We start from the raw sequence: 24,485 nt of genomic DNA on the forward strand, positions 1-24,485 counted from the left end.
GTATTCTTCGCGATTATTGGGGTGATTTCCAAAAGTCAAGGGGTTTTCCGTTTTTTAGCTTACATTTCTATGACTATTAATCGGTTTCCATCACTTGGAATGAACTGCATAAGTCATGCAAAGAAACAAAAGAGTAGATTTTTTAAAAGCTTAACTTGGACAACAACCATTTTGTTGAGCGTTCTTTTCACAATTGTCATGCACCCACAAGAATATCTACCGAGTGTATTATCTCAAATTTTAGAAATGATATTTTGAAGAATTGATTTATACTTGACCGGCTAGACGGGCATAAAATCAACCACCAAAAAAGAGCTGTAACCGCCTTGTCGCATGACAAGCCGCTTACAGCTCTTTTAGTGCTACGCGCGCTTTTAAGAACTTGGTTAAATTTAACTATAACCATACATCATCTTGTGCCAGACCCGCGTTGTAGCTAGCATTGAAAACATGGATGCACATGAAGACAAAGGTGGAGAAGCGGATGGAGAGCAATGTTGGTGCAAGCATGGAGGGGAAACTGCCCCTCTTTATCGTGACGGGTTCCAGCGGATCTGGGAAAACCTTTGTCATTCCTGAATTGCGCGGCATCATGCCGGATTTCGATATCCACGATATCGATAGTTTGCGCGAAGTGGGCGTGACCGACGAGCAGACCATTCGGAACGTCTGGCTACGAGTGGCCAAGAATGCGGCCGAAAGCGGGCGAATGACCATCATTTGCGGAACGGCCATGACCTGGGATATCGAAAAATGTTTCGACTTCGCTTATTTCAAGCATGTCTATTACTTGAATTTGCACTGCGATGATCAGACGCGCGAGCAGCGATTGCGTGCACGGCATTGGCCGGAGGATATGATCGAAGACTATAAGAAGTTCGCGGCTTGGTTGGTGGAAAACGCGGATAAGGCATATTCGCCGCCTATGCCGGTCGTGGATACGACGGCTGCCCATGTGGCAGACATTGCCGCCCAAATCAAAAATTGGGTTTTACGGTACGCGTAAGAAAGGACCTGACGGAGTTGAAAATGCTCAATTCGTAAATCCGATATCACGGAGTACAAGAGGATTGCTCTGCAACATTTGCTATTGACAATTCCAGCAGCAAGGTGTTAAATTTGGCTTGGAAACCGGTTTCTCTTCGCTTCAAAGGTTGGAGTAACGCCCTGATCAGGCCTATCTCTCACCACCTGCTATCGATAAGGTGTTTTCCCGGCTCGCCTGCCTCTTTTTTTTTGCATCTTGAGCAATCGTTTGCACAATGGCATTCCTACCTTCCCCACAACTAGAATGAACTGCAGAATTTTTAGGCCGCAAGAGACGCGGAAGTATCCTGTAAGCGCTTCATTCATTAAGTCAGGAGGGACATTTATGTTACTTAAGAAATCGTTGAACGCCTTGCTGCTGTTCGCCCTGTTGTCGACGCTCCTTACGAACGGACTGCTGTATACGCCACAGACTGCCCAAGCGGCAAGCATCGGTACCATCGACGAGAACGATACGATCTATCAGATTATGGTTGACCGCTTTCATGACGGCAACCCGTCGAATAATGCAACCGGCGCGGCCATCCGTTACGGAGAGTCGTCCGAGGAAGATTTCCGCCATATGAAGGGCGGGGATTGGCAGGGCGTGATCGACAAGCTCTCTTATATCAAAAATATGGGTTACACCGCCATCTGGATTTCGCCTGTGGCCGAGCCGCAAATGACCAACCGCGTGAATAACGGAACAGGGCGCAATACGGCTTATCATGGCTATAACGTAAAGGATCCCAACAAAGCCAACCCTTATTTCGGCACTAAGGAAAAGCTGAAGGAACTTGTTGATGCCGCACATGCTCAGGGAATTAAAGTGATCATTGATGTTGTTCCCAACCATATTGGCGACTATATGCTCGGCTCCCAGGCCTATTACGATATCCCTGAGCTTCAGCCGGCCGCTCCATTCAATAATCCGGCCTGGTATCACCACAACGGAGATATTGATTGGTCCTTGACGGATGGAAGATATGATCAATGGGCGCAAAATTATCTCGAGAATCACGACCTGGCCGGTCTCGACGATCTCGACTTCGACGTCCCCGCCGCCAGACAAGCGATGTTCGATTCCATTAAAGGCTGGTTCGACTATACCGGAGCGGACGGCGCCCGCGTGGATGCCGCCAAGCTGATGCATCCGTCTGATATTGGCGCTTTGGAGGACTACATCGGCGTCAATACGTTCGGCGAGAACTTCGACGGCAATCCGGAGTTTGTGTCCCGCTGGCTGGGCAACGGCAAGGAATGGGGAATGCTCGATTTCCCTTTGTTCTTCTCGGTGCTGAACAGCTTTGCCTACGGTCAATCCTTTGACTCCAGCATCAAGAGCACATTAGCGCAGGATTCCGTTTATAACGGCAACGAAAATCATATGGTGACCTTTATCGACAACCACGACCGCAACCGCTTTCTGCAAGAGGCCGGAGGCAGCGTGGAGAAGCTGCAAAATGCGCTGAGCTTTATTTTCACCGTTCGCGGCATGCCCGTCGTGTTCCAAGGAACGGAGCAAAATAAAGGGAACGGAAATAACCAAATCATAACCGGCGGCATAGCCGATACATGGAATCGCTGGTCCATGGTGAAGCGGGACAGCAATGGCAATGTTTTGGAAAACTATTTTAACGAAAATACGAATACGTACCAGCATATAGCCAAGCTGAACCAAATTCGCAAAAATTACGAAGCGTTGCGCAAAGGGAAGCAGCGGGAAATGTGGTCGGCGCAAAATCTGTATGCATTCTCCAGAAGAGTGGACAGCGGCGCCAATGCCGGGCAAGAAGTCATCTCCGTCTTCAGCAATGCTTCAAGCAGCTCTCAGACCGTAACGATTCCTCTGCGTACAGAGAGCACCTTGCCTGTAGGCACTGTTCTGGTGAATCAACTGAACCCGTCCGAATCCGTAACGGTACAGAGCGGCGGAATAACCGGCAAACAAATAACCGTCGCAGTATCGGCCAATTCGTCGAAAATCTATGCCAAAGCGCTCTCGGATACGACGGCTCCTTCTGTGCCGGCCAACGTAAGCGCTCAGGCGCAAAGCACGTCCTCTATCACGGTAAGCTGGACGGCTTCTACTGATAATATCGGCGTAACCGGCTATGAAGTCTATCGGGGAGGGACGCTGGTCGGCACGCCAGTCGGTACTTCGTTCACCGATCAAAATCTGGCGGCGAATACCTCGTACACGTATACCGTCAAAGCAGTGGATGCGGCAGGCAACCGTTCGGCGGCCAGCTCGCCTGCAACAGCCGTCACGCTTGCTCTGGATACACAAGCGCCAACCGTTCCGCAAAATGTAAGCGCGACATCGTCATCCGCGGGAACGGCTCTCGTGTCCTGGACGGCTTCGACGGACAATGTCGGGGTAACCGGCTATGAGGTATTCCGCGGAGGCACGCTCGTCGGAACGACAGCCTCCACCAGCTATACCGATAGCGGGCTCGCCGGAAGCACCAGCTACAGCTATACCATCAAGGCGTATGATGCCGCCGGCAATCGCTCCGATCCAAGCGATCCGCCTGCGACGGTCACCACGCCAGCCGGGAATAGTGTAACCATCTATTATAAGAAAGGTTTCGCAACGCCGTATATTCACTACCGGCCGGTCGGCGGCACCTGGACGACTGCGCCGGGAGTGGCGATGCCCGCCTCGGAAGCGAGCGGCTACAACAAAATTACGATCAACATCGGCTCCGCCTCCCAGCTCGAAGCTTGCTTCAACAATGGCAGCGGACAGTGGGACAGCAACAACTCCCAGAACTACTTGTTCGGCACCGGCACCTGGACCTACACGCCGACAGGCAATATCGTCGCTGGCGCCCCGGTCGTAATTCCGCCGGATACCGAGCCGCCGTCCGTACCGCAATCCGTCGCCGCAACCGCCACTGCAGCGGGTTCCGCTACCGTGACATGGACGGCATCGACGGACAATGTCGCCGTAACCGGCTACGAGGTGTTCCGCGACGGCAATCTCGTCGGAACGACCGCGGCTAACGCTGCATCGTTTGCAGATACGGGGCTGGCAAGCTCGACCGCTTACAGCTATACCGTCAAAGCCTATGATTCCGCCGGCAATCGCTCCGCGGAAAGCGCGCCCGCTTCCGTCTCGACACCGGCAGGCAATAGCGTGAAGATCTATTACAAGAATTCGGCTTTCGCCAATTCGTACATTCATTACAAGGTCGGCACATCGACGACCTGGACGACGCTCCCGGGTGCGGCCATGCAGACGGACGCCGCTTATCCCGGCTATAAGAGCATTACGATTCAGCTCGGCAGCGCAACCGGCATTACCGCCGCCTTCAACAACGGAAGCGGGCAATGGGACAACAATAACGGCAACAACTATACGATCGGCTCTGGCACCTGGACGCTTGTGAACGGCAGTCTCGTATCCGGAGTACCGCAGCCGGACAGCGTCACGTTCCGCGTCAGCGTCCCTGCATCCACCCCGGCGAACGGCCCCGTCTACTTGAGCGGATCGTTCAACGGCTGGGCGCCCGCCGATGCTGCTTACCAGATGGTCAAGGGCGCCGACGGCGTCTACACGCTGACGCTCCCCTTGACGGCCGGAACCGCGGTTCAGTACAAGGTCACGCGCGGAACATGGGCAACCGTCGAGACGAACGCCAACGGAAGCGACATTTCCAACCGGCAGCTCACCCCTTCGGGCGGCGCCCAGACGGTTCATATTACCGTCCAGCGCTGGAAGGATCAATGACCTTACAATAGGCTGTTGCGCAATCAACAGCCTGTTCTTTTAATCATTTTGACAACGCTTACAATAAGGGAGTGAAATGAATATCATGAAGCTTAAACGTCGACTGCGACATACGACGGCGTTCGTCCTCGGTCTCTTGCTGACGCTGCAATCACTGACAGCAACCGTTTCGGCTGAAATTGCGGCTTCTCATGTCTATCACAATCATATGCCCAACTTCTGGGCCTACTACGATGTAAGCCAGTACAATTCAACGCCGGAGGGCAGCCCCATCCGCTACACCTATGACGGGCAAGTGATTAACCTGAAGAACAGCCCTCCGTCCAACTATACGTATTATTTGCCGAACGGCTCTCCAATGCCCCACGACGATCTAGTATCCTATTACTCCCACCACGCCAAGACCGGCGCTTACTTAAGCTGGCCTTGGAATGTAGCGGGCTCGCTGGATAACAATCATCCGGAGGCGCAAATGCATGTGACCATGTCAGGCGCGCTCATTAACAACGTGAACAGCCTGGTTCAGACCGGAACCGTTGGCGGCTACAACAATCCGAACTGGGGACAGCCATGGAAGTCGGCCTATGACACGTTAAGAACATCGAATGGCAAGCGAACGCTGGATGCGATTCATTTTGCAGGCCATCATACGATGGGTCCTCTTGTCGGCAACGAATATTTGCTTAAGGACCTGATCTATCAGGCGACTACGCTCGCTCAACCATATTTCCTCGGCAACAGCTATACGTCATCGAAAGGCTTCTTCCCAACTGAGCTCGGCTTCTCGGAAAGAATAATCCCCGTTCTGGAGAAGCTTGGCATCCAGTGGTCGGTCATCGGCAATAACCACTTCTCCAGAACGTTGAAGGATTACCCGCTGCTTTACAGTCCGGGCGCGGATACGCTTGTATCGCCGCCCAACCGGGCGGATTTGCAAAATGTAAGCAACGTAGGTTCCTGGGTCAGCCAGCCGATGTTCAACGAGCAGCAGGTTACCCACAACAAGTTCCCATTCGCTTCGACGCCTCACTGGGTGCAATATGTAAACCCGGATACGGGCGTCGCCTCCAAGGTCGTCGGAATCCCGGTCGCCCAAGCCGAATCCTGGGAGGAAGGCTACCTGGGACAAGTGAAAGCGACCGCGCTTAAACCGTTCGAAGGCTTAGTGCCGCAGAAGCAATTTTTCGTCATTGCCCATGACGGAGACAATTCCTCCGGACGGGCGGGTTCCGAGGAAACCTGGCGCAATGCCGGCAACGTCACCTATACCGACCCTGGCGTTAAAGGGCAGGGGATTGACGAATACTTGCGCACGAATCTCCCGGCCGCGAACGATATCGTTCACGTACAGGACGGCTCGTGGATCGACACGCGGGACTCTTCCTCCGACCCAACCTGGTATCATTGGCATCTGCCTTTCGGTATTTGGAAATCGCAGTTCTCGGCATTTAACAACGCCAACCAGACCCAGCTTGCGCCGAAAAAAAATCTGTCGGGCGTTGAGGACGGCATGACCGTTTCGCTTGAAAAAGGCTACCACTATCTGGAGCGCAACTTTGCTTTGCTTCAAGCGGCATTGAACTATGCCAAGACGGCAGAGCAAATCTGGCTGGATGACAATCCGAATCATTGGCAGCCCACGACCGCCCTCGACAATCAAATTACGTATCCCGGCAATCAGTTAAATCCTTGGATGCTGTCGTATCCGGTCAAGGGCAACCCGCTTAACAACTATGCCGGAGGCGCCAATCCTGCCGAGCTGGCTTGGTACTTCTTATTGCCGGCGATGGATTCCGGATTCGGCTACTATGATGAGAATGTCGACGACAACGTGAAGCCGACCCTATCGTTTAACCAATCGCTCTACTTCTCCAAATCTTATGTGGAACAAAATCTGGTGAAGGATGAAACAGGTCCGTCCGTCTGGTGGCCGCAACGCTATCCGTACAATCCGGGAAGCGCCAATGTAAGCAAAGCGGAAGGCTGGACGCTGAACCATTTCAACAACAGCTTCGCCATCTACTCCTATGCCCACGATGTTAGCGGCATTGAGAGCATGAAGGTTAAAGTACGCGTTCATAACGCCAAAAGCGCTTCCGCAACCGACAATACGTTTAAGGTATACGATCCGGCTGCACTGCAGGCTCAAGGCGTGCCTAACATCGACGCAAGCAAGGTCGGCGAATGGACCGAATACGACATGAATGTGCGGGATTTGACTCCGGATATGAACGGGGTGGCTTGGCAGCCGTCGGGCAAAACCGTCATGGATATCGTTCCTGCACAGGAAATCGGCGATCTCTACTACACCTATCTGTCGGATTACAGAGATCAGCTGCTGGATTATTACATTGAGTCGACCGATACCAAAGGAAATGTTACGCGCAGCGATATTCAGCAGGTGTACGTAGGCGCAGGCAAATACAATCTGGTTAACGGTAAATATGTAGAGGATGTTAACGGAACGATTAATGGCACTCATCCGTTCATAACGGATCAGCCTATTATTCCGGATGTTGAGGCGCCTAGCGTGCCAAGCTCGGTCAGCGCCCAAACGGTGAACGCCTCTGCCGTTCAAGTGTCCTGGACGGCTGCGACGGACAACGTCGGCGTAACCGGCTACGAGGTATTTCGCAATGGTACGCTCGTCGGAACGACAGCCTCTACCACCTATACCGATAGAGGGCTCGCCGGAGGCACCAGCTACAGCTATACCATCAAGGCGTATGATGCCGCCGGCAATCGCTCCGATGCAAGCGATCCGCCTTCGACGGTCACCACGCCCGCAGGGAACAATGTGACGATTTACTATAAAAAAGGCTTCGCAACGCCGTATATTCACTACCGGCCGGTCGGCGGAACCTGGACGACTGCGCCGGGAGTGGCGATGCCCGCCTCGGAAGCGAGCGGCTACAACAAAATTACGATCAACATCGGCTCCGCCTCCCACCTTGAAGCTTGCTTCAACAATGGCAGCGGACAGTGGGATAGCAATAACACTCAAAACTACTTGTTCGGTACCGGCACCTGGACCTATACGCCGACAGGCAGCATCGTCCCCGGCGCTCCGGTCGTCATCCCGCCGGATACCGAGCCGCCGTCCGTGCCGCAATCGGTCACCGCAACCGCCACTGCGGCGGGTTCCGCTACCGTGACATGGACGGCATCGACGGACAATGTCGCCGTAGCCGGCTACGAGGTGTTCCGCGACGGCAATCTTGTCGGAACGACAGCGGCTAACGCTGCATCGTTTGCAGATACGGGACTGGCAAGCTCGACCGCTTATAGCTACACCGTCAAAGCCTATGATGCCGCCGGCAATCGGTCCGTGGCAAGCTCGCCAGATTCCGTCACGACACCGGCAGGCAACAGCGTGAAAATCTATTACAAGAATTCGGCTTTCGCCAATTCGTACATTCATTACAAGATAGGCACATCGACGAACTGGACGACGCCACCCGGCGCGGCTATGCAGTCTGAAGCCGCTTTTCCCGGCTATAAGAGTATAACGATTCAGCTTGGCAGCGCAACCGGCATTACCGCCGCCTTCAACAACGGAAGCGGGCAATGGGACAACAATAACGGCAACAACTATACGATCGGCTCCGGCATATGGACGCTTGCGAACGGGAACCTCGTATCCGGAGAACCGCAGCCGGACAGCGTCACGTTCCGCGTCAGCGTTCCCGCGTCTACCCCGGCGAACGGCCCCGTCTACTTGAGCGGATCGTTCAACGGCTGGGCGCCAGCCAATACCGCTTACCAGATGGTCAAGGGCGCTGACGGCGTCTACACGCTGACGCTTCCTTTACCGGCCGGAACCGCCGTTCAGTACAAGGTCACGCGCGGCACATGGGCAACCGTCGAGACGAACGCCAACGGAAGCGACATTTCCAACCGGCAGTTCACTCCTTCGGGCGGCGCCCAGACGGTTCATATTACCGTGCAGCGCTGGAAGGATCAATGACGCTATGAAACAAACAAGCACCCCTGGCCTCGGCATCTGCCGATGCGTGCAGGGGTGCTTGTTTTATATCCGCCGTGTCGTCGATTCCCGGACGATAATTTCGGGTTGAAGCAACAAGCCTTGGTGACGCAGCTCCGGTTGTTCTATACGGTCCGTAACCATCTGCCCGGCGTGGGCGCCCAGTTCAAAGGTATTAATGTACAAGCTGGTTAATGGCGGGCTAATATGGGCCGAGTAAGGTTCATCGTCAAACGTCGCGATGCCCAGACCATCGGGCACTTGCATCCCGATCTCCTTGGCCGCCTTCAACGCCCCCAATGCAACCTGGTTATTCATGCAGATGAGCGAATCGGGAGGCTCGTTCAATTCGAGCAGCCTCTTAACCTCGAGGTAGCCCAGCTTCTCATCTGCAATCCCTCTAGCTTCCCAATCCTCCCGGAGTGGAAGACCTGCTGCGCGTAGCTGCTCCGCGTAGCCTTGATACCGTTTGGAGAATAGTCTTTCTCCCTGCACTCCGCCGATAAAAGCAATCTTAGTGTACGATTGCGAGAGCAAATGCTCCGTCAGCATCCGACCGCCCGTCTCGTTGTCGAAATCTACCCATGAGACCGACGTGCCGGCATATTCACCCATGGACACATAAGGAAAAGCGAGCTGTTCCAGCTTCTCCGCATCTTCGGGAGTCAGAATCGAATTGTTCGTAATCAATCCGTCAATTCGTTTGCTCATGACAAGACGCTTCAAATAATGCCGCTCTTCCTGAGCGTCTCCGGTCTGAATGTTCACAACAGTCAAATCATAATTACGCGGGCCGATGGCGCTCTCAATGCCAACCATAATATTGTAGAAAAACGGGTTGAGATACGCTTGCTCCTGAGACATATCAATCAACAAACCAATATTGTACGTTTTCTGCTTGGCCAGCCGAGTCGCCATACTGCTGGGCGTGTAGTTCATGTCCTTCATGATCTGCCGTACCCGCGTTTTTGTTTCTGCCGAAATCTTCGGGGAATCGTTCAACACCTTCGATACGGTAGATTTGGCGACATTGGCTGCACGCGCGATATCCATAATTGTAATGTTCATGAGCGCCTTTTTTCCTCTCGTCTCTGCTTGGGGAAATCGGTTTCTTTCTCCATTAAATATAGCATATTGACGATGAAGGATGTACTGCAATCTCATGTAATCTACAAATGCGACCCGCCGCTAGCGTCGATACATTGGCCGGTGATCCAGCGGCTGTCCGGGGATGCGAGGAAGGCGGCGACGTCCGCGATGTCGGCCGGCTGGCCCCATCTGCCGAAGATCGAGTAGTCGGCGCCGAATTGGTAGCCGGCGGGATCGCCAAGCATGCCCGCGTTCATCTCTGTCGCCACGAATCCTGGCTGGATGGCGTTAACCGTGATACCGCGCTCCCCGAGCCTGTTGGCCAAGTTAAGCGTTAATGTGTTGATCGCGCCTTTGGACATGCTGTATGCGGGAATTTCCCGCAGGGAAATACGCGTAACGGCGGAGGACAGGTTGATGATGCGGCCTTCATTGCGCAAGCGCGGCAGCGCTTGTTGAATTAAGAAATACGGCGACTTCACGTTGATGCGCATCAGGTCCTCGAACGCTTCCTCCGTCGTATCTTCGATCGGGGAGAGCAAGCCCATGCCCGCGTTGTTAACCAGGATGTCGAAGTGCGCTTCACCTGTTCTAAGGTTCAATTCGGCGTCCAACGTTTCGTAGAGCGCCTGGGCGCTGTGCGGCAAGCCAAGCTCCGCATGCAGTGGGAATGCCGATCCGCCTCTGCTTTTGATCTCCCGAACGACTTCGCTTGCCGCGTCCTGCCTCTTGCCGTAATGAACGGCGACCAAAGCGCCTTCCTCCGCGAGCCGAACCGCAATGGCTCGGCCGATGCCTCTGCTTGCTCCCGTTACCAACGCTATTTTCCCTTTCAATTTACCCATTTCTCATCATCTCCTCTTCTGATCTCATTATCAGTTATAACATTGGAGAGATTTTGAAATGTTGCTGCCCTATTCGGAACATCTGGACTACTGCACGAGCAGCGAGACTGAGAGGTTCGTATGTTAGGGAGGAAGGGAGCTGGAAGAGATGAAGTATCGCAGTACAACGATTAAGAGCAAATGGGAAAAGACGCTGTGGCTGCTCGGAAGCGAGGCGGTCAGTCGTTATGTGCCTCGCACCTTGCCGTTCAACCGAAGCCATCTAGCGATCATGCTGAATCAATTCGCTGCCGTATATTTCAAGCCGACTGGCGGTTCCGGAGGCGCGAACATCATGCGAATCAAGACGTTGAAGGATGGCTACGAGCTTCAAATACACGCGCGGATAGATCGTTACCCTACGATCGACGAACTCTACGAACAGTTGATGCAACGCGCCAATGGACGTTCATTCATGCTGCAGCAAGGGATTGACCTTGCCGTATCGAACGGCAGGCCGTTCGACACTCGCGTCATGGTGCAGAAGACGAACGACGGAAGATGGCATAGCACGGCGATCTTCACGAAGATCGGCATGCCCGACAAGGTCGCGACCAATTACAATCAAGGCGGCAAGATTGGATATTTCCGGCAAACAATGTCCGAAGCGGGCTTCGATCAGGAGCGGATCAAACGGACGGAAGAGGAGCTGATGATGCTGGGCCATTCCGTCGGGCGCATATTCGACATCTATGGCAGGGGATTCAAAGAGCTGGGGCTCGATGTCGCGTTGGACCGCGAAGGCCGCGCTTGGATTCTGGAGGTCAACACGAGGCCTCAGTTTTATCCGCTCAAAGAGATGGACGACAAGAGCATGTATGTCCGGATCCTATCCTATGCGAAGCAGTACGGGAGGAGGAGCTAGCCGACTGACGCAGACTCCGGCGGAAGTTGTCCTCCCGATGATCATACCAACGTTGCTGTAGGCAACGGCCACTCGAGAAAGCCCTTTGCCTGCGGCAGGTTTTCCGCTACACGCTAGTCCGTTGCGTCTTGCAGCAGACTTCTCCCTTCCCAATCCGGGTTGCTAGGTACGCCGATTAGCTTGGCGATCGTTGGCGCAAGGTCTATGATGTTCGCATTCGGCAGCCCGGATGCTGTGGGGATGGAACGGCTCTTGATGAACAAAGGAATCGTCATGTCCTCCGGCATATCGGTGCCGTGCGTCCGGTCATGCCCGCCGTGATCCGCCGTCACGATGACGGCATATTCCGGCGGCAAAGCCGAGACGGCTCGCTCAATGCACGACCAAGAAGCGTGCACCGAATCGATATAGGCTTCGGACATCCAGCCGTGACGATGGCCGACTTCGTCGACAAGGCCCAGGTACAGGAATGTGAAGTCCGGCGATTGCGCCCGGATATAAGAAACGGCTTGCTCGGTCAGCATATAGTTTGTCTCTTCGTACGTGTAAGCCGTTCCCGAGATGAAGCAGCTATGAGCCAGCGAGCCGGGGCGGCCAAGATCTCGGAGCTGCTCCCAATTGTAGAACATGCCGCTTGTTTTGCCGTGCAGATGCAGGTGGTCGAAGAGACCCGTGATGGGACGGACTTGAGGCGTATGGACGTTGTCCAGGATGCCGTGGCGCTGTGGCGGAACGCTGTGAAACAACGACATGTGGCAAGGCAAGGTGACGCTGGGCATGACTGTCGTAGCCTCTAGCGTGTGGCCTCCGGCCGATTTCAACCGTTCGATAAAAGGATGTCCGCAACGCTCCAAGGCGTCGGGACGCATGCCGTCAACCAGAATCAGCAATACTTTTTCGTTCATGGTTATCGCTCCTCTTCAAGAATAGGAAAGATCGTATACAAGGCAAAAACAACGAAATCCAACAAAATGCAATATTTCACACAAGAAGAGCATAGGAGCTTTTTTCTTTCCCGTCAAGCTTCCATTTTAATGAAAATGGAAGCTGTTTGCCTTGCGTAAAAGAAGAGAAAGGATTTCCGGCACTGGCGCGCGAATTTTTGTAGCATGGAAGAGAATAACTGACCGTTTCTGTCAGGGATCGAAGGTTATACTTGGTTTAAGCCTGCCGATCCGATCAGGCGAAACGCCCGGCGGATTTCTCCGCCAAAGACTCCTCGGGCATCTGCTTCCGGCTGGCGACGGCTCGGCGGAGCTCGTGACCGTGCGAATTGTTGCGCAGGAGCAGGTGCTGAACGAATTGTGCCGTCATTGGCTGTTCGGCCACGCACTGGCGGAGCGGGAGCCGGAAGCCGCGGTGTTTAAGCTGGAAAGCTCGACCTTGGCGACCTTCGTGCCTTATTTTCTAATGCCTTACGGGACATCCCTCACAATCCAATCGGAGCTGCTCGTGCGTAGAATGGCGGAAGCCAGCTTGGCGATGGCCAATCATTACGGAACGATGTTAACCAACCTTGAAGGAAGAAAGGAAGATAAACATGAGTAAATACACGATGTTCGGCCAATTGACGGCACAGCCCGGGAAACGCGGCGAGCTCGCGAAGATCATGCTGGAGTCTGCAGAGACGCTTGAAGGAATGGAAGGCTGCATTTTTTATATCGTGAATGAAGCAGTCGAAGATCTCGATACGTTGTGGATCATGGAGTTATGGGAGAATCAGGAGGCGCATGCCGCTTCGTTGAAGAACGAGAAGGTGCTCGCGGTTATCCAGAGCTGCCGGCCTCTGATCGCGGGGGTCAGTGCCGTACCTGTACGCCCGATCGGCGGGAAGGGGCTATAAGAATAATCTCGACTAAAGCGATGCGAAATACATAAAAAGCATTGACAGCAAGAGGAATGACGCTTTATGATGGGGTCATACGATGAGTTTTGATTCATGATATCGGACAATGAAAGAGCATCCACTGGACCACCAGAGATTTGCTTAGAAGCGCGTGTGCGCTTTTTGGCGAGTCTCTTTTTTTATCCGCGAATCAAGGAGAAGGAGGTATAACGAAGCGTCTTAATTACCCGATAACTTTAGAAATAACGGCTTATTGCACTTATAATTCCTACTATTAAGATCGGAGATATGTGAAATGAAGAGAAGACATAAATCCCGCCGATGGATTTCGTTACTATTGGCCGCGGTACTCGCTATTCCGGTGTTCGGAGCGGCAAGCGCGAACGCCAGCGCGAATCCGGCCGTCGCCCCGGCAAGCCCCGGCAACGCTGGGTACTTCGGCGCCAAATATCCTGCTCTGGCTGGGCAAGACCATGTATTCGAGACAGTGACGTATTACGAGCTGGATTACCTGCTGCGCAACGCGACGACGGGAGCGAACGACAACTACGTCATTCTGTTCGGCGGTTCGTGGCAGCCGGAGACACAGGCGGCGATCGGCTACATAAACGAAGTGGCCAAGGAATACGGCGTAACGTCGATCAAAAACTTTGACACGAGGCTGGCGGGGCCTGATCATCCGCTAGACATAACGAAAACGAGCGAGCATTACGGAGATTTCACTCGCCGATACGTCGATTTGGGAGCACGTTATTTGACCAATCTCAACGAGCATACATCGGGTGACCTGGGAACTCTATCGGCCGAGTATGTCACAACGAACGTAAACGGCATTGATTATAACCCTCCCGGTGGAGCAGGCACCAAAACAGTGAATATCGCGGAGGCGCCTTTCTTGTTTATCTATAACAAGGGCAACGCCACGGCTCCGATCGTCGCTTCGCTTGAAGGGATTGGGGATGGAGGTATCGCCGCTTTGCAGAACAATAACGGCGCAGCCTACAAGACGGCGCTTCGCGGCGTGTTCGACACCATTTCGGATCCGGGCACCAAAAACGCGCATTTCAAAGCGCTCACCAATCAGGAATACATTCCGGGCTCGTACAATGAGTTCAGAACGGCAGCCAATCCGGTCCCTCCGGCCATATTCGACGAGACGGATCCCGCTGCGGTCATCGATTCCGTTACCTTGGACGAATTGAAGTATGTCCTCGGCCAAGAAGGTTCTTTCGCGGTGTTCATTGGGTGCGCATGGTGCGGAGACAGCCAGGGCATCGTCAAATATCTCAATCAGGTTGCCAGCGAATACGGAGTCGACAAGGTGTATAACTGGGACTTCAAATTGGATGGCGGCGTGGGCGGTTTGACGAACTACACCATACCTACCAATCCCCGTTATGCATGGGGCGACGGAAGCGGCAATTACACCGGCAACGGCTTGCATACAAGAACGAACAATGTGAAAATCACGCATGTTTTCACGGATTTCGTTAATCAATTTTTGCCGAATCTGACGACGGAAAACACGAAACAAGCGACTCCGAGCCGCATCAGCGGCACGAATCCGGTTACGAACGAAGCGGTCTCGTCAAGCAGGCTGCAGGCTCCGTTCATCTTCGTGTACGACAAACGCAACTATGACGGACAAACGTGGGAGCCGATTCTGGGGCACGTAGAGCTCATGGGCTATTGGAGAGACACTTACAACATCGCGGACGCAAAAACCTTTAAAACCAACAGCTTGCGCACGTTGTTCTCCAGGATCGAATGGAAACCATCGGCTCTAAGCGCCGTCGCTCCAACGGAAGCAGGCGGTTCGAATGGTCAAATTACGGGCATTGCGAATAAATCGCTGGAATACAGGCTGAAGGGACAACCGGCATATACGGCTGTTCCTGCCGCAGGAAACGTCATCGAGAACCTGTCTCCTGGCGTTTACGAGGTTCGATATGCCGCTAAGCCGGGCTTTGACAAAATCAATCGAACAACGTGGAACAGCGCGGATGCCACAACGATCTACGATCCAAGCGAATCCGTCGAAATTACCGTGCCGGACTTCCAAGCGGCGCCGGTCGGTCTGGATAGCGTTGCGCCAACGGAAGCGGCCGGCAACGGACAGATCGTGTCGATCGCGAACGGGGAGCAGCAAGCGCTGCCGGAAGGCTTGGAATATAAACGCGAGGATGCTCCGGACACCGCTTATGCTGCCGTAGTGAACGATGCAATCAGCGTTGAGCCCGGATTCTATTATCAAGTCCGTTACGCGGCCAAGACCGTACAGGGTGTTTATTATGCGCCAAGTACGGCAGTCACCGTCTATGTTCCGGGTTACCAGGAGCTTCTGCCTCCGGACAGAAATAAGCTTGGCGTCGTACATCCGACGACTCTAGAAAACAACGATGGGCAAATTACGGGTTTGGCCGGCGTATCGGCGGATCATCCTGAATACCAGTTGGAGTATAAAAAAGGCGACGGCGAATATGCTTGGATTCCGCAAGAGGCCATTACCGCAGGAACGTTGAGCCAATTGACTCCCGGCGTGTATGATGTCCGGTATGCGGCTTACACGGCGCCGAACGACAAGACGTTCAATCCAAGTCCTGCGGTCGCATTGACGATCAAGGGCAACGTCGCTGCTCCGACAGGCCTTGCCGGCGTAGCGCCGACTAATAGCGGACAAAGCAATGGAAAAATCACGGGAACAAATGTCGGTTTGGAATATCGTTCCGTTACGGAATCCACGTATCATCCGGTGACGGGCACGGAAATAGCAAGCCTTGCCCCGGGCAACTACCAGGTGCGTTACAAGGAAACGGACAGCTCGCTTGCTAGCGCGGCCGTTACGATTACGGTTCCGCAATACGTAGCGCCATCGCAGCCTGGAGGCAACAACGGCGGAGGTGGCGGAGGCGGCGGAGTTACCCCGACGCCGGAACTCGTCACCGAGCTGGATAACGGCGCCCGGGCAGACGTGAAAGCGGCGCTGGACGAAGCGTCCGGCACATGGCTGGCGGCCGTTCCTGATAACGTCGTGAACGCGCTCCTCGAGAAAGCCAAAAAAGCGGAGAGCGAAGGCAATGACGCTTCTCTCGAAATCCGTATCGAAGAGGCCGATGCTTCTGGCAACGTGCAAGTGACTTTGACACGCGGCGTATTTGACACGTTGGTATCAGGTTCGAAAGCAAGGTTGAAGATCGATGTCGGCTTCGGATCCGTCACGTTCGACGCGGAAGCGCTGAGCGCGATCGCCGCGAACGAAGATGAGGGCGACATTAGCTTTATCATAAGCAAATCGGAGCTGACCGAAGAAGGCAAGGAAATTCTCGGAGATCGTCCGGTATACGATCTGCTCGTGTTCGCGGGTCAATCGCAAGTCTCTTCCTTCGGCGGTTCCCTCGTGAACGTCTTCTTGCCCTACGAGCCTAAGCGAGGAGAAGATCCGAACGCGCTTATCGTCTATTATGTCAACGAAGATGGCGAGCTCCACTTGATCGAGGGCAAATACAACTCGTCTTCGAATGGCGTTTCATTCGCAACGGAGCATTTCTCGCAATATATTATCGGTTATAACAAAATCGAATTCGAAGACGTGGCTTCCTCGTCCTGGTACGCGCCGGCGGTGACGTTCCTCGCGGCAAGGGAAATCACGAGCGGCACGGACGAGACGCATTTCAGTCCGAACGCCGACATTACGCGCGGACAATTCATCGTCCTGCTGCTGAACGCGTACGGCATTGAAGCAGATGGCGAAGGCGCCGACAATTTCGCAGATGCGGGCAACGCCTATTACACGGGTTACCTGGCGGCCGCCAAACGTCTTGGCATCGCGAACGGGTACGAAGGCAACCGCTTCGCGCCGAACGAAACGATTTCGCGCCAAGAGCTCTTCACGCTGCTGTACCGGGCGTTGACGGTGCTTGAGAAGCTACCTGCAACTGCGGTGGACGCAGCTTCCTTGACCGACTTCTCCGATACGGCGGAAGTTGCCGGCTATGCGCTGGAAGCTCTGGAAGCGCTTGTGAAAGCGGGCGTGGTCTCCGGATCCGAAGGCAAGCTGAATCCGCGTGACGAGTCCACCCGGGCTCAAGTCGCGCAAGTGTTATACAATCTGTTGTCGAAGTAATCGATCGGCAACCGGCTATAGGCAGAAGGGCAGTCCTGCGGGACTGTCCATTTTGTTTGTTGCTGGAAGCCTGCCGTAGAAGAGTGAGGAGAACGGATGAGGAGATAGCGGATAGGCAGGGATGGAAGTGCTGATAGGTGCTACCGGAAGCAGATGAGTACTGATGAGTGGAGGTGAATGCCGATTGGTGATGCTAGATGCAGGTCGTGTTAAAGAACCAGTGATGGAAGGTAAGTTGGGAGTCTGGGTGGACGGCGAATTAACGGGAAAAGCTCCAACTAAGTGTGCAGGTGATGACGCTTTAGGGAAATAAGAGGATAACCTCCCTATAATTTCGATGAAACTTCGTATAAGGTTAGACAAAAAAGAGATTAAAGGGAGGTTTTCGGCTTAATGTAGGTGGAGAGGCGAGTGTGAAGCGAATTAGAGGGAAGTTTTCCAGTTCTTGCTCCTGAGGGTTTGAGAGAACGGCGGGGATTAGCCGGGAAGCAGTTCAGTAGTTGGCAGGGAGATTAGGGGTCGAGATTGTGCAGTTCGCGGAGGATGGCTGAGAAGCGGTTCAATCGCTGGAGCGGGATAGCGGGATAGGGGGATATCGCGTAGGCGAGTTGGCGGCAGCCGCAGCGTATAGCGCCGCGGCGACCGTGCGCGAGACACGGTTGCCGCTTGCCATGATGGCGGTCATGCGACCGCCGCCGAACAAACCCGGCGTTACGCCGGGTTAATGGAAAGCTCGTCATCTTCGCCGCGATTGAAGGCTTCGCGGTCGAATTCGCCTTCGGATTTGGCGACCAAGAGCGAGGTGACGGTCGTTCCCGTGGCATTGACTGTCGTACGGCCCATGTCGATAAGGGCTTCGACGCCGGCCACGATCGCGATGCCTTCCAGCGGCAAACCGAGGGCGGTCAGCACGACGGTCGTGGAAATAACCGCCGGACCCGGCACGCCGGCTACGCCGATGGACGAGATGATGCTCACGAGCACCAAAATAATGTAATCCGTAAACGTTAGCGTAATATCGAAGATCTGCGCCGTGAAGACAGCGACGATGGCCGGCCAAATGCCGCCGCAGCCGTTAAAATTGACCGATGCGCCAAGCGGCGCCACGAAGCTCGCGATTCGCGGGGACACGTGAAGGCGTTTCGTAATGACTTCCAAATTAATCGGCAGCGTCGCATAGCTGCTGCGCGTCGAGAAGGCGACGGCGATCATCGGATAGATTTTGCGGAAGAAGGTGATGGGATTCACTTTGGCGACGAGCAGCACGAGTCCACCGAACACAAGCACGAAGTGTAGGATCAACGCCGCGTATGAGGTCAGGATGATGCTGCCCAGCTCCTGAAGGGTATCCCAGCCATAACGGGACGTAATGCCCGCGATCAGCGCGAACACGCCGTAAGGAGTCAGGCGAATGACGAATTTCACGACTTGATGGAGCACTTGCGTAAGCGATTGAATCAAATCGCGCACGGGCTGGACGGCGGCTTCGTTCTTGGAGCCGACTTTAATAATCGCCACCGCGATGAAGATCGCGAAGATCAGGACTGGCACGACTTTGCCTTCCGCGGCTTCGCTGATCGGGTTGGCCGGGACGAGCTCCAGAATAACCTCCGAGAACGTCGGGATTTCGCGCGCGGCGAAGTCCGCGGGCACTTCGAGCTGAAGGCCTTGGCCTGGGTTGAATAGAAGGGCGACGACAAGGCCAAGTATCGAGGCAATGCCGGTCGTTCCCAGAAACCAGGCAAACGTTTTGAAGCCAATTTTGCGCAAATAATCGAGGCTTTTGAGCGATGCGATACTGTTTAATACTAGGACGAACACGAGCGGAATAACCAGCATTTTGATGAGATTGACATAGATGCTGCCGAACGTTGTGATGCCTTTCGTCTCTAAAGAATCTAGGTTTTGGAAAAGAATCCCTACTGCCAAGCCAATACCAAGCCCGACCAATACCCTTGAGCCGAAGCCCACCCTTTTTTTGGCCAAATAAAACAATAGCCCAAACACGAAGACGGAAACGACGAAGCTATACCAATTGGTTTCGATAGCTAAAAGCAAGTTGTTATCAATTTTGTCCACTTTCGATAAACCTCCTAAACCTATAATTTTTGTCGGAATAATGTATTCAATGTACAGACTACTTATTCGCTTGTCAATCCATATTTTTTGTTGGTTTTGTAATTCCGACAAAAGCGATTGGAAAAATAAAATAATCATTGACACAGCGCTGAAACCGTCTTAAACTAAAGCCAAATACAGGATATGGCAGCCAGAGATGTTGGGCTGCGAAGGATCATAACAATCGACTGGAAAACCAGAGATTCAACGGGAGCGCGCTAGGGCTCTTTGTTGGATCTTTCTTTTTTGTCCAAAAATGAGAGGATGGATCACAATCATGAAGAAACCAACGATCTCCAAAAAATTTACCATCACCCTAACGGCTTCGGTAGCCGCGTTCACGCTGCTAACCTATGCGGCGGTTTCCGCTAACGATTCTTTCACTACGGCTAAGCCGAACGGAGATGAAGCCGGCGTCGTTCAATCGGTTCCTCAGAACGGCACGGAAACTCCGGCTGCTGCGGCTGCGGAAGAGACACCAGCTGAAGCCGCCCCGGCGAACGAGCCCGTTGCAGAAACGGTAGAGCTTGCGGGAACGGAAGAAACGGCAGCCGAGCAAACGAATGCAGCTGTAGAAGAAGCCGTCGAAGCTGCCGCTCCTGCGGTTCAAGCGGTTAATGCCAAAGCGGATCAGGCATCGACCAATGGGAATGCGTCGTCGAAACCTAGCACGTCCAAAGCAACCGTATCCATCGCTTCATCGACGGAGTCGCAGTCGAACTCGGCATCTCCTGCCGTCAACGCGGCTCCCCAGCCGACTGCCGCGCCGAAAGCGCAGGCAGCTGCCAAAGGAGAGACAGCGGCTGCGCCGGCTGCGGAAACCGTGAAGGAAAGCAAGGCTCCCGCAGCTCCGGCCGCAACGCCAGCGCCGGAAAGCAAACCTGCCGAGCCGAAAAAGATCGTCAGCACGAACAGCTCCTCCAAGCCGGTCGCGGTGCCGAAGCAAGAAACGAAGCCGGTTGAAAGCTCTTCATCGGGATCGTCCTCCTCTTCGTCGGGATCATCGTCCTCAGCTCCATCGAGTTCGGAACCTTCTTCGGGCGGATCGGATCCTGAAGAAATTTGCTAATCCCAAAGAGGAAAGGATGAAGCGCGCATGAAGAACAAAACAAAATGGTCCAAACTCTCGTTTACGCTGGCGACCTCGATTACGGCATTCGCGCTGCTGACGTATGCAGCCGTGTCGGCAAACCAATCAAATTCGAGCACGGTTAGCGCAGCAACCGATACATCTGCCCAAGTTGCGGAGGAGGGGGTCCTCGGAACACCGGAAGCCCCGCCGACTGAGGTGACGGAAACAACCGTTGTTCCACCGGACAACGAGGTGGCGAACGCTCCTGCAGAGTCGGCAGTCGAGCAAGCCGTCGAAGCGGATACGACGGTTGCCGGTACGGAGGCGGAGGTTGTCCAAGCTGCCGAAGAACAAGAGGCGGCGACCGCGCCACTCGTTAAGGAGACCTCGGAGAAGCAACCTGCTTCTAAGGTCAAAGCGTCGAATTCAACCGTAACGGTCGCTTCGGCAGACACGCAGCCGACGGAGGAGCCGAAATCGTCATCCTCCCCTGCTAAAGCGTCGCTGCCCGAAGCTTCGGACAAGGCTGGGGCAACGAAAGCCGAGGTTAAGCCCGCGGTCGAGAGTGCAGCGCCTGAAGCTGCGGGGGCTCCGGCGGCAACGGCTGCTCCGGAAAGCAAGCCTGCGAAATCCGTCAAATTCGTAAGCGAAGGCCAATCCTCCAAGCCTGTTGCCGTTCCCAAGCAAGAAACGAGCGTTGGCTCGCAATCATCGTCTTCCTTGCCGGTTTCCTCCGGCTCGGATTCGGCTCCGGCGCCTGCCGCCGAGGACGAATATTGCGAAGAAGAATGCTAAAGGAGTACCCGCGTGAACAAACCCTTGCTGCTGGGCGGTGCCGCCCTGCTGTTATTGTTAATAGCCGGCTACTTTACGAATCAATATGGAGCGGACGGAGCCGAGGCAAAGCCGACGGTCGTGCAGACCCGGGAAGCGAATGGCGAAGAAAGGATCACGGATTTTACGCTAAATGATTTGTCAGGGAATCCGGTGTCGTTATCCGATTATGAAGGCAAAGTCGTCTACGTGAATTTCTGGGCGACGTGGTGCAAGTGGTGCAAGAAGGAAATGCCCGACATGGAGAAGATCCACCAAGCCTACAAGGACAAGGACCTCGTTATATTGGCGATCAGCGTGGGTGAGGAGCAGGGGAAGGTGGCGGATTACATTAGGGAGCACGGCTATACGTTCCAGGTTCTGACCGACCCCGAGAAGACGGTCGCCGAAGCCTACCGCGTAAGGCCGATACCGGTATCCGTTTTTCTCGATCGGGACGGCCGGATTTCGCATCAGAAGCTGGGATACATGACCGAAGACGAAATGAAAGTGCAGATCGATCCGCTTCTTGCCGCCGATGCAACCTGATTGCCTAAAAATCGCCGTTTTTTGTTCATTGCTTCCGCGACACCCGAGGAGTATGATGAGGGTCATGGCGAATCTAATCGATGCGTCATGGAATCAGACAGCAAGGAGTCCTTCATCATGCCATCGTTATCGAAGTCGCAAACCGCTTTTCTCATTACGTTCCTCGTGGTCGTGTGGGGCATCAATTGGCCCATGACCAAATTTGCTTTGAATTACATGCCGCCTGTATTGTTTTCGGGAACGAGAACGCTCATAGGGGGCCTTTTTCTGCTGGCGATCGCCATTCCGAGATGGAAGAAGCTGCATTTCCGTCGGACATGGCCGATCTACTTCATCTCGGCTTTGGTGAACGTCACGCTCTATTATGGACTGCAGACGGTTGGGCTTAATTACTTGCCTTCGGGGCTGTTCTCGGCGATCGTCTTCCTCCAGCCTGTGCTGGTCGGCCTCTTCTCGTGGATGTGGTTAGGGGAGTCTATGAACGGGATGAAGCTCGTCGGATTGCTTCTCGGCTTCGTCGGCGTCGGCGTTATCAGCAGCGGAGCAGGGGGGCTGTCGGGGCATATTTCCGCGCCCGGCGTCCTGCTCGCCCTTGGTTCGGCGCTGAGCTGGGCGCTCGGCACGATTTACGTGAAAAAGGTAAGTGCCGGCGTCGATCCGATCTGGCTCGTGACGCTTCAGCTCATCATCGGCGGCGCCTTCATGACGGCCGCTGGCAGCGGGGTGGAGAATTGGTCGGATGTGGAGTGGAACGCCGCGTTTATCGGAAGCCTCCTGTTCATCTCGGTGCTCGTGATCGCGATCGGCTGGCTGGTGTTCTACAAGCTAATGGATTCCGGCGAAGCGGGCAAAATGGCGTCTTTTACGTTTCTCATCCCGGTCGTCGCGATCTTGATCGGTACGTTGTTCCTGCATGAACCGTTCACACTGTCGCTGCTCGCCGGGCTCGGCTGCATCTTGGTCAGCATCTATTTCGTGAACAGCAAGCGCGAAAGCGCGAAAGTTGCGGCTTCGCCAGCAAGCCAGCCATGAAGGGAATCGGAAGGGGTGGAGCAAAGGGTCAGACGCAGGTTAATTGCCGGCGGTTTGCGCCAGCATCAGCTCGTGAATTTTGCGGGCCGTATTGACGTTCCGCACGGTTACGCGCGCGTAGAGCTTCGTGCCGATGATTTTGTTCATGCCGCTTTTGCCCGCATGTTCCCGGTCGAACGACCATAGAATGGCGCCGGGGACGTAGATGACCCGGTCAACCTCCGGTTTGATCGTCAATTGCCCGAGCACGGATTCGTCGTTGATGTCGTCCCACAGGTAGAGGACGTCGCTTTTCATCTCCTGGTTATTCGCCCAATGCTCGGGCAGCGATGCCATGACCGTCGCGATTTCGTCCAACGTGCGGACCATCACTTTGATGGAAAGGCCGAAGTCGGCGGCGATGGCTTCCTCCAGCATGCCGGACAGCTCCTGCGCGGAGCGGACATCGTCCGTAAAGATGATATTTCCCGTGTTGATATACGTGACCACGTTCCGCAAGCCGATCCGCTCGAACGTTGCCTTCAGTTGCTTCATATCGATTTTGTTGTTGCCGCCAACGTTAATGCCCCGCAATAAAGCTACAAAAACCATCGAAATCCTCCTGCCTAACCCATCCATATGGGCGCCATGTTTATGAAAAGAGTATACTTGATGCCGGAAAGATAGACAATTCGAGCAATCGTATGGCTGCCGCGATCACCCAAATATGATAATATTTAGGTAGGGTTATGGATGAAAAATGAGAGAACGTGGGTGAGGGATTGAACTTTGTTTTCATAAAACGATTATTAATAGTGGCAGCAAGTCTTTTTATCTGGTTTATCATTCATACGACTTTCGTGATCATAGATGGGTTGAATGATGAATTAAAGCCTGTTGACGCAGCAGTAGTATTAGGAAATAAAGTAGAAGCGAATGGGCAGCCTTCCGAGCGGTTAAAAGCAAGATTGGATAAGTCCATAGAACTTTATGATAGAGGCTATTTTACTTTTATCATTGTAAGCGGCGGTATTGGCAAGGAAGGTTTCGACGAGGCAAAGGTTATGAAGGCTTATTTAATGGATCAAGGGATACCGGAAGAGAAAATTAAAGAGGATCCTAATGGGTACAACTCCTATATGACCGCCCAAAATACCAGCAAAATGATGGATGAATTAGAATTAGACTCCGTTATGGTCATTACTCAATATTTTCATGTCTCTAGAACAAAACTAGCATTTAGAAAAATCATGACTTATGCAGTTCATTCCAAGTGATGGAAACCGATTAATAGTCATAGAAATGTAAGCTATAAAACGGAAAACCCCTTGACTTTTGGAAATCACCCCAATAATCGCGAAGAATACC

Annotated in this window: 19 protein-coding genes; 13 read left to right on the forward strand and 6 right to left on the reverse strand. The window is 53.8% G+C overall.

Annotated elements, in window-relative coordinates:
* The 4 genes from RB620_RS29295 to RB620_RS29310 all read left to right on the forward strand — a co-directional run.
* A partial coding sequence (locus tag RB620_RS29295; RefSeq protein WP_308100597.1) for a hypothetical protein occupies window positions 1-258 on the forward strand: 258 nt, incomplete at its 5' end.
* Window positions 259-484: 226 nt separating this feature from the next.
* Window positions 485-1,006 carry a DEAD/DEAH box helicase family protein gene (locus tag RB620_RS29300; RefSeq protein ID WP_308100599.1) on the forward strand — a complete coding sequence of 174 codons (522 nt, stop codon included), beginning with the start codon at window positions 485-487 and terminating at the stop codon, window positions 1,004-1,006.
* A 366-nt stretch (window positions 1,007-1,372) separates the two neighbouring features.
* Complete coding sequence (locus RB620_RS29305) at window positions 1,373-4,762, forward strand: alpha-amylase family glycosyl hydrolase (protein WP_308100601.1); 3,390 nt, start codon at window positions 1,373-1,375, stop codon at window positions 4,760-4,762.
* 85 nt (window positions 4,763-4,847) lie between these two features.
* Window positions 4,848-8,729, forward strand: a complete 3,882-nt coding sequence (locus RB620_RS29310) for a carbohydrate binding domain-containing protein (RefSeq protein ID WP_308100603.1) — start codon at window positions 4,848-4,850, stop codon at window positions 8,727-8,729.
* A gap of 63 nt (window positions 8,730-8,792) precedes the next feature.
* Here the strand turns inward: RB620_RS29310 and RB620_RS29315 are convergent, their stop codons facing one another.
* Window positions 8,793-9,815, reverse strand: coding sequence for a LacI family DNA-binding transcriptional regulator (locus RB620_RS29315; protein ID WP_308100605.1), 1,023 nt, complete (start codon window positions 9,813-9,815; stop codon window positions 8,793-8,795).
* Between the two features lie 101 nt (window positions 9,816-9,916).
* Complete coding sequence (locus RB620_RS29320) at window positions 9,917-10,681, reverse strand: SDR family oxidoreductase (RefSeq protein WP_308100606.1); 765 nt, start codon at window positions 10,679-10,681, stop codon at window positions 9,917-9,919.
* A 148-nt stretch (window positions 10,682-10,829) separates the two neighbouring features.
* Between RB620_RS29320 and RB620_RS29325 the strand changes: the two genes are divergently transcribed.
* Window positions 10,830-11,585 carry a YheC/YheD family protein gene (locus tag RB620_RS29325; protein ID WP_308100607.1) on the forward strand — a complete coding sequence of 252 codons (756 nt, stop codon included), beginning with the start codon at window positions 10,830-10,832 and terminating at the stop codon, window positions 11,583-11,585.
* 113 nt (window positions 11,586-11,698) lie between these two features.
* Here the strand turns inward: RB620_RS29325 and RB620_RS29330 are convergent, their stop codons facing one another.
* Window positions 11,699-12,490, reverse strand: a complete 792-nt coding sequence (locus RB620_RS29330; protein WP_308100609.1) for an alkaline phosphatase family protein — start codon at window positions 12,488-12,490, stop codon at window positions 11,699-11,701.
* Window positions 12,491-12,641: 151 nt separating this feature from the next.
* Between RB620_RS29330 and RB620_RS29335 the strand changes: the two genes are divergently transcribed.
* From RB620_RS29335 to RB620_RS29345, 3 genes are all read left to right on the forward strand, one after another.
* On the forward strand, window positions 12,642-13,133 hold the full coding sequence (locus RB620_RS29335; RefSeq protein ID WP_308100611.1) for a hypothetical protein: 492 nt from the start codon (window positions 12,642-12,644) through the stop codon (window positions 13,131-13,133).
* A complete protein-coding gene (locus tag RB620_RS29340) occupies window positions 13,126-13,428 on the forward strand; it encodes a putative quinol monooxygenase (protein WP_308100613.1) in 303 nt (100 codons plus the stop codon). The genes RB620_RS29335 and RB620_RS29340 overlap by 8 nt, the downstream gene beginning before the upstream one ends.
* 298 nt (window positions 13,429-13,726) lie before the next feature.
* Window positions 13,727-17,554, forward strand: coding sequence for an S-layer homology domain-containing protein (locus tag RB620_RS29345; RefSeq protein WP_308100615.1), 3,828 nt, complete (start codon window positions 13,727-13,729; stop codon window positions 17,552-17,554).
* A 559-nt stretch (window positions 17,555-18,113) separates the two neighbouring features.
* Here the strand turns inward: RB620_RS29345 and RB620_RS29350 are convergent.
* The gene (locus RB620_RS29350) at window positions 18,114-18,239 is read right to left on the reverse strand and encodes a hypothetical protein (RefSeq protein ID WP_308100617.1); all 126 of its coding nucleotides are present in this window, start codon (window positions 18,237-18,239) and stop codon (window positions 18,114-18,116) included.
* A 26-nt stretch (window positions 18,240-18,265) separates the two neighbouring features.
* The gene (locus RB620_RS29355) at window positions 18,266-19,624 is read right to left on the reverse strand and encodes a dicarboxylate/amino acid:cation symporter (protein WP_374121476.1); all 1,359 of its coding nucleotides are present in this window, start codon (window positions 19,622-19,624) and stop codon (window positions 18,266-18,268) included.
* A gap of 325 nt (window positions 19,625-19,949) precedes the next feature.
* Between RB620_RS29355 and RB620_RS29360 the strand changes: the two genes are divergently transcribed.
* The 4 genes from RB620_RS29360 (at window position 19,950) to RB620_RS29375 (ending at window position 23,138) form a co-directional block, all read left to right on the forward strand.
* Window positions 19,950-20,741: a hypothetical protein gene (locus RB620_RS29360; protein WP_308100620.1), complete on the forward strand. Its 792-nt coding sequence runs from the start codon at window positions 19,950-19,952 to the stop codon at window positions 20,739-20,741.
* A gap of 27 nt (window positions 20,742-20,768) precedes the next feature.
* Window positions 20,769-21,539, forward strand: coding sequence for a hypothetical protein (locus RB620_RS29365; protein ID WP_308100621.1), 771 nt, complete (start codon window positions 20,769-20,771; stop codon window positions 21,537-21,539).
* A gap of 12 nt (window positions 21,540-21,551) precedes the next feature.
* Window positions 21,552-22,106 carry a TlpA disulfide reductase family protein gene (locus RB620_RS29370; protein WP_308100622.1) on the forward strand — a complete coding sequence of 185 codons (555 nt, stop codon included), beginning with the start codon at window positions 21,552-21,554 and terminating at the stop codon, window positions 22,104-22,106.
* A gap of 117 nt (window positions 22,107-22,223) precedes the next feature.
* Window positions 22,224-23,138 (forward strand): DMT family transporter, encoded by a 915-nt coding sequence (locus RB620_RS29375; RefSeq protein ID WP_308100623.1) that lies wholly within the window; start codon window positions 22,224-22,226, stop codon window positions 23,136-23,138.
* A 39-nt stretch (window positions 23,139-23,177) separates the two neighbouring features.
* Here RB620_RS29375 and RB620_RS29380 read toward each other — a convergent pair whose 3' ends face one another.
* The gene (locus tag RB620_RS29380; protein ID WP_308100624.1) at window positions 23,178-23,729 is read right to left on the reverse strand and encodes a DUF1697 domain-containing protein; all 552 of its coding nucleotides are present in this window, start codon (window positions 23,727-23,729) and stop codon (window positions 23,178-23,180) included.
* Between the two features lie 158 nt (window positions 23,730-23,887).
* Here RB620_RS29380 and RB620_RS29385 point away from each other — a divergent pair, with 158 nt between their 5' ends.
* Entirely contained in the window at window positions 23,888-24,394 is a 507-nt protein-coding gene (locus RB620_RS29385; RefSeq protein WP_308100625.1) for a YdcF family protein, read from the forward strand.
* Window positions 24,395-24,485: the final 91 nt, after the last annotated feature.

Source organism: Paenibacillus sp. LHD-117 (assembly GCF_030929555.1).
In the GTDB taxonomy this organism is placed as follows: Bacteria; Bacillota; Bacilli; order Paenibacillales; family Paenibacillaceae; genus Pristimantibacillus.